This window comes from Paracoccus sp. Arc7-R13 (assembly GCF_004010775.1).
In the GTDB taxonomy this organism is placed as follows: domain Bacteria; phylum Pseudomonadota; class Alphaproteobacteria; order Rhodobacterales; family Rhodobacteraceae; genus Paracoccus; species Paracoccus marcusii.
In genome coordinates, this window is the sequence record NZ_CP034810.1 from 183,066 (window position 1) to 190,000 (window position 6,935).

A 6,935-nucleotide genomic window follows, 5' to 3' on the forward strand; every position below is an offset into this window, starting at 1 on the left:
ATAGGGGCAGGCCAGCCTCGGCAGCCGTGAAGCTGCGCGTCCGGGCGATGACCGCGAAGGCCGCCAGATCGTTGAGGTTTTGCCGCAGCATCTGTGAAGAATACTCACAGGCTCATGCCGCGGAAAGCGGCTAATGCGGCGCGCCGCGCGGCTATACGGTCACGGCATCACCGCACCGAGGAGCATGATGCATGCAAATGACAGATTACCGCAGCTTTGGCCAATCGGGGCTGATCGTCAGCCCGCTTTCGCTTGGCACCATGACCTTTGGCGCGGGCCGGTGGGGCAGCGATCTGGTCGAAGCGCGGGGCATTTTCGACGCCTATGTGGCAACCGGCGGCAACGTCATCGACACAGCCGACGTCTATAGCGGCGGCGAAAGTGAGCGGATGCTGGGCCTAATCGTGAGGGACAGCGGGCTGCGCGACCGGCTAGTGCTGTCCACCAAATCCGGCTTCGCCCGATCGCAAGGCCATCCGCTGCATGGCGGGAACGGCGCGATCAACATCCGTCTTGGGATCGAGGGCTCGCTGCGCCGGCTCGGGACCGACCGGATCGACATTTACTGGATGCATGTCTGGGACCGAACGACCCCGCCGGAAGAGGTGTTGCGGACGCTGGCCGCTGCAGTGGCGCGTGGTGAGATCCTCTATTACGGCTTCTCGAACACGCCTGCCTGGTATGTCGCCAAAATCGCCACGCTGGCCGCAGCACAAGGTCTGCCGGGGCCTATCGGGCTGCAGAACGCTTGGTCGCTGATCGAGCGCGGGGTCGAGCTGGACCTGGCGCCGATGGCCGCGCATTTCGGCCTCGGAATCATGCCTTGGAGCCCGCTGGCCGGCGGCCTGCTGACCGGCAAATACGGGCGCGAGATGCTGGCCGAGGCCGGTCGCACCTCCGCAGTGCCGGACCGCGCCATGGATGCCGAAACGGGCAAGAGCGACCGGCTGAGCGGCGACAACCCCTATGGCGGCATGCTGTTCACCGAACGCAACTTCGGGGTCGTGGACGCCCTGCGCGAGGTGGCGGCCGAGCTGGACGTCCCGATGGCGCAGGCGGCGCTGGCCTGGGTCCTGTCGCGGCCGGGCGTCAGCACGTTGCTGATTGGCGCCAGCCGACCGGAGCAAGTAACAGCCAACATCAAGGCGTTGGATATCACGTTGTCGCCGGAACAGAAGGCCCGACTGCACGACGCCAGCGCTCTGCCAGCGCTGAACCCTTACTTTATTTTCCAGTTGCCGCGCGAGGTGATCTACGGCGGACAGTCCGTGCAACCGTGGATGGAGGCGGCGACCAGCGACTGAGCCTCTCCGGCAATTTCTTACGCGGCGGAGACAGCATAAAGACGTTGCTGCGCCTTATACCACAGTTTAATTTCGGGAAGCCGCATTTCAGACTCAACAATCGATGACCGCCGGCTTTGGGCCGCTCGCGCAATCACCTGTGATTAGCTAGAAGAGCACCTATGGGATGGGCTGACGACTGCGCTCACCTCATTCCGCGCGGATGGGTTTGCCATCACGCCTGCCAGCCAGTCGAGAAACACACCCAATCGCCGCAGCCCTGAGGCACGCGTCAGATAAAGCGCGCTGATGGCCAGAAGCGGGATGTCCAGCTGGCCCGGGAACAGCTCGACCACGCGGCCTGATGCAATGTCGGCGTCGATCATGAAGTCCGAGAACCGTGCGATGCCCATGCCGCCCAGGACGAACTGCCGGACCGCCTCGCCATTCGCAGCCGTCACCGATACGCGCGGAGAGACGGGGCCCGCCATGCCGAGAAACCGGAGATCGTTGATATGCGCGGGGGACGAGAACCTGACCTGCTCCAGTGCGGCCAGATCCACAGGGTGCTCTGGATGCCCCGCCCGTGCAAGATAGTCCGGCGCGGCGACCAGACGCCACTCCGCCCGCCCGAGGGGCCGGTGCAGCAGGTCGCTGTCGGGCAGCGGGCCGAAGCGGATGGCGACATCGGCATGGGCGTCGATCAAATCGACGATGCTGTTGGTCATGTCGACGGTCAGCCCGATCTCGGGGTATCGCGCGTGGAACTCCGCCAGGCGCGGGGCGATGACATGCAGCACGAACGGCACCGGTGCATTGACCCGCAGCGGACCGCGCGGGGCGCGGGCGCCCGTGGCCAGATCCGACAGCGCCTCGGTCCGCGCCACGATCTCGCGCGCCGCCTCCAGAAGGTCGCGCCCCTCCGGCGTCAGTTCGATCCCGCGGGTGGAGCGGCGCAGCAGCGTCACCTTCAGCCGCGCCTCCAGCCGCGTCACCGTCCGGCTGAGCGTCGAGGGCGCGGCCCCGAGCCGCCGACCCGCCTCGGCGAACCCGCCGTCCTCGATCACCGCGATGAAGGCGGCGAGGTCCGCCGTCTGCGGCAGGTCGTGCGCCATACGCAAAAGCCCTTTGCAATGTCGTTCGTTCACGCCAAGACTGACAGATGGCATCTCTCCGGTCGAGTTCAATCCATCCGGAGATCCCCATGCCGCTGGCACTATGGGCGCTGACGATCAGCGCATTCGCCGTGGGCACGACCGAGTTCGTCATCGTCGGCCTGCTTCCCACCATCGCCGAAAGCCTCGGCGTGTCGCTTCCGTCGGCCGGCCTCCTGGTCAGCCTCTACGCCCTGGGCGTCACCATCGGCGCGCCCGTTCTGACCGCGCTGACCGGCCGGCTGCCACGCAAGACGCTGCTCCTGGCGCTGATGGCGCTCTTCATCGCGGGCAACGCCTTCGCCGCGGTCGCCCCCGGCTATGGCAGCCTGATCGTGGCGCGCTTCCTGACCGGGCTGGCCCATGGGGTCTTCTTCGCCATCGCCTCGACCATCGCGTCAGGCCTCGTCTCGCGCGACAGGGAGAGTTCCGCCATCGCCATGGCCTTCCTCGGCCTGACCGTGGCCCTCGTCACCGGCGTGCCCCTGGGCACCTGGATCGGGCAGTCCTTCGGCTGGCAGGCGACCTTCCTCGGCGTCGTCCTCCTCGGCGTGATCGGCCTGATCGCCAGCGCCGTGCTGGTGCCGTCCGACCTCCCGCAGAGCGCCTCGCCCGGCCTGCGGGCACAGGCCCGCGTGCTCACTTCGCCGCGCCTGCTGTTGGTCTATCTGATCACGGCCTTGGGCTATGGCGGCAACTTCATCGCCTTCACCTATCTGGCGCCGATGCTGACCGATGTCACGGGCCTCTCGGCCGGCGCGGTCAAGCTCGACTTCGATCAGTTCCTGTGGACGTGTCGGCTCGCTGGTCACAACCAGATCATCCTTCCTGACATGGTCTATGATCTCCACGGGCAGGAAGGCAGGGGTAGCCGCCACTGCCGTTGTCTCAGGGGCATAACGCGGATCGCGCAGCCACTTGAACACCATGTTGGCGTTCGCCGCATAACGGCGCGCCACCTGCGCAACCGAAACGCCCGGAGCCGTCGTCTGCAGGCAGATCGACCGCTTCTCTTCGTCCGTCCAAAGCCGCTTTGTCCGACGCGCCACGCTCGCACCATAGTGTCCACCATCTATAGCGGACACTATCTCCCACGCTCACCACGCGGCAGGGCAGTCAGACCGGACGCTTACCTTTGCCTTGCGGAATGCCAAGTTTGTTCTGAACAGGCAAACATGCGAAAGCCCCGGCGTGTGGCCGGGGCTGGTGTTGGGTCTGTTTCTGTGGTTGCGGGGACAGGATTTGAACCTGTGACCTTCAGGTTATGAGCCTGACGAGCTACCGGGCTGCTCTACCCCGCGCCAAGGTTGTCCTGATCGGGTTTATTTCATCGTATCAGAGAGATATTGCGTTTCTTACCAGGTCTGGCGGTGACCTACTCTCCCACGTCTTAAGACGCAGTACCATCGGCGCAGCGGCACTTAACGGCCGAGTTCGGGATGGGATCGGGTGTTTTGCTCGCGCTAGGGCCACCAGACCAGGAAAGAAACGCTCAGCGTCGGACCCTTTGAAGGGTCTGATATTGTCCAAGGATGCTTTGGAGGAAGGAGGATAATCCTGCTTCTTCCGGATCAAATCAAGCCTATCGAGCCATTAGTACCGGTCAACTGAATGCATTGCTGCACTTACATCTCCGGCCTATCGACGTGGTGGTCTTCCACGGCTCTCAAGGGAGACCTTGTTTTGAGGGGGGCTTCACGCTTAGATGCCTTCAGCGTTTATCCTGTCCGTTCATAGCTACCCAGCACTGCCGTTGGCACGACAACTGGTCCACCAGTGGAACGTCCACCCCGGTCCTCTCGTACTAGGGGCAGCTCCTCTCAAGTCTCCAACACCCACGGCAGATAGGGACCGAACTGTCTCACGACGTTCTAAACCCAGCTCACGTACCTCTTTAAACGGCGAACAGCCGTACCCTTGGGACCTGCTCCAGCCCCAGGATGAGATGAGCCGACATCGAGGTGCCAAACGATGCCGTCGATATGGACTCTTGGGCATCATCAGCCTGTTATCCCCAGCGTACCTTTTATCCGTTGAGCGATGGCCCTTCCACTCGGGACCACCGGATCACTATGGCCGACTTTCGTCTCTGCTCGACTTGTCAGTCTTGCAGTCAGGCTGGCTTCTGCCATTGCACTCAACGACCGATTTCCGACCGGTCTGAGCCAACCTTCGCGCGCCTCCGTTACTGTTTGGGAGGCGACCGCCCCAGTCAAACTACCCACCACGCAGGGTCCCGGACCCGGATAACGGGCCGCGGTTAGACATCAAGAGTGCGAAGGGCGGTATCTCAAGGATGGCTCCACGAGGACTAGCGTCCCCGCTTCAAAGCCTACCGCCTATCCTGCACATCGCAATCCTGATGCCAGTGCGAAGTTGTAGTAAAGGTGCATGGGGTCTTTCCGTCTAACCGCGGGAAGTCTGCATCTTCACAGACAATTCAATTTCGCTGAGTCCACATTTGAGACAGCGGGGAAGTCGTTACGCCATTCGTGCAGGTCGGAACTTACCCGACAAGGAATTTCGCTACCTTAGGACCGTTATAGTTACGGCCGCCGTTTACCGGGGCTTCAATTCAAGGCTTGCACCTCTCCTTTTAACCTTCCGGCACCGGGCAGGCGTCAGACCCTATACGTCGTCTTACGACTTCGCAGAGCCCTGTGTTTTTAGTAAACAGTCGCCACCCCCTGGTTTGTGCCCCCGGCCTCTGCTTGCGCAAAAACCGGGCCTCCTTCTCGCGAACTTACGGAGGTATTTTGCCGAGTTCCTTAAATGTGGTTCTCTCAAGCGCCTTGGTATTCTCTACCAGTCCACCTGTGTCGGTTTAGGGTACGGTCTTGTGGAGGGCTATTTCCAGGGACCCCTAAGCAGCCCGATCAATCCGTTAAGATCGAACTACCCTCGGGATCCGTCACCATCTCCTGGCCCAGGAATATTAACCTGGTTCCCATCGACTACGCCTTTCGGCCTCGCCTTAGGGGCCGGCTTACCCTGCTCAGATTAGCTTTAAGCAGGAACCCTTGGACTTTCGGCGACAGGGTCTCTCACCCTGTTTGTCGCTACTCATGTCAACATTCTCACTTCTGATCACTCCACCGGTTGCCTCACGGCCCGGCTTCACAGTCAGAACATTGCCTCCGTAGACCATTGCTGGGCTAAAGAGGCAGCGTTCTATATCACAGAACGCTCCGCTACCACGCACTCTAAAGTGCATCCAAAGCTTCGGCTCGTGGCTTGAGCCCCGTTACATCTTCGCCGCAAGACCTCTTGATTAGACCAGTGAGCTGTTACGCTATCTTTAAAGGATGGCTGCTTCTAAGCCAACCTCCTGGTTGTTTTGGAAGTCTCACATGCTTTCCCACTTAGCCACGAATTGGGGGCCTTAGCTGTTGGTCAGGGTTGTTTCCCTCTCCACGACGGACGTTAGCACCCGCCGTGTGTCTCCCGGATAGTTCTCCTGGGTATTCGGAGTTTGCTTAGACTCAGTAAGGCTGTGGGCCCCCATCATCCATGCAGTGCTCTACCCCCCAGGGAATACGTCCGAGGCGCTACCTAAATAGCTTTCGCGGAGAACCAGCTATCTCCGAGTTTGATTGGCCTTTCACCCCTAGGCACAAGTCATCCCGACCTTTTTCAACAGGTGTGGGTTCGGACCTCCAGTACGTGTTACCGTACCTTCATCCTGCTCATGCCTAGATCACTCGGTTTCGGGTCTGATCCGTCTAACTATGTCGCCCATTTAAGACTCGCTTTCGCTGCGCCTACACCTAACGGCTTAAGCTTGCTAGACAGACCAAGTCGTTGACCCATTATACAAAAGGTACGCCGTCACCCCTCAAGGGGGCTCCGACTGCTTGTAGGCGTCCGGTTTCAGAAACTGTTTCACTCCCCTCGTCGGGGTGCTTTTCACCTTTCCCTCACGGTACTGGTTCGCTATCGGTCAGTAAGGAGTACTTAGCCTTCGAGGGTGGTCCCCCGATCTTCAGACAGGATTTCACGTGTCCCGCCCTACTTGATACGTCCCATCGAGCTTCCGATACGGGGCTGTCACCCGCTATGGCCAGACTTTCCAATCTGTTCTCGTCACTCTCAAGGCTCGGCTGGTCCGCGTTCGCTCGCCACTACTAGCGGAGTCTCTATTGATGTCCTTTCCTCCGGGTACTTAGATGTTTCAGTTCCCCGGGTTCGCTTCTTAAACCCTATGTATTCAGGTAAAAGATACCTGGTTAACCCAATTGTTGACCGCCCGAAGGCAACAACAATCAAGTTTCAGGTGGGTTTCCCCATTCGGAAATCCATGGATCAAAGCTTATTCTCAGCTCCCCATGGCTTATCGCAGAGTATCACGTCCTTCATCGCCTCTTACTGCCAAGGCATCCACCAAACGCCCTTATCGCGCTTGACTTGATCCGGAAGAAGAAGGACTAGGCGTCCCCCATCCCAGGCCCTTTTGTAGCTCCTGGGGGTCACTTCCGATCAAAGCATTGTACTTTTCCCG

General features: G+C 60.6%; 2 protein-coding genes, 1 tRNA gene, 2 rRNA genes and 2 pseudogenes. 2 read left to right on the top strand and 5 right to left on the bottom strand.

The genetic code is table 11. From position 1 onward, the window contains the following. Positions 1-191: 191 nt before the first annotated feature. Positions 192-1,304 carry an aldo/keto reductase gene (locus EOJ32_RS00925; protein WP_127897410.1) on the top strand — a complete coding sequence of 371 codons (1,113 nt, stop codon included), beginning with the start codon at positions 192-194 and terminating at the stop codon, positions 1,302-1,304. Positions 1,305-1,447: 143 nt separating this feature from the next. Here the strand turns inward: EOJ32_RS00925 and EOJ32_RS00930 are convergent, their stop codons facing one another. Beyond that, positions 1,448-2,398 (bottom strand): LysR family transcriptional regulator, encoded by a 951-nt coding sequence (locus EOJ32_RS00930; RefSeq protein WP_240542466.1) that lies wholly within the window; start codon positions 2,396-2,398, stop codon positions 1,448-1,450. Positions 2,399-2,487: 89 nt separating this feature from the next. Between EOJ32_RS00930 and EOJ32_RS00935 the strand changes: the two are divergent. After that, positions 2,488-3,135: pseudogene (locus tag EOJ32_RS00935) on the top strand (MFS transporter); the annotation flags it as partial. Positions 3,136-3,396: 261 nt separating this feature from the next. Here EOJ32_RS00935 and EOJ32_RS20300 read toward each other — a convergent pair. From EOJ32_RS20300 to EOJ32_RS00955, 4 genes and pseudogenes are all read right to left on the bottom strand, one after another. Continuing rightward, a pseudogene (locus EOJ32_RS20300) lies at positions 3,397-3,522 on the bottom strand (IS66 family insertion sequence element accessory protein TnpB); the annotation flags it as partial. 139 nt (positions 3,523-3,661) lie between these two features. Next, a tRNA-Met gene (locus EOJ32_RS00945) sits at positions 3,662-3,738 on the bottom strand. A 61-nt stretch (positions 3,739-3,799) separates the two neighbouring features. Further along, positions 3,800-3,914, bottom strand: a 5S ribosomal RNA gene (rrf, locus tag EOJ32_RS00950). A 95-nt stretch (positions 3,915-4,009) separates the two neighbouring features. After that, positions 4,010-6,842 (bottom strand): 23S ribosomal RNA (locus EOJ32_RS00955). Between the last annotated feature and the right edge of the window lie 93 nt (positions 6,843-6,935).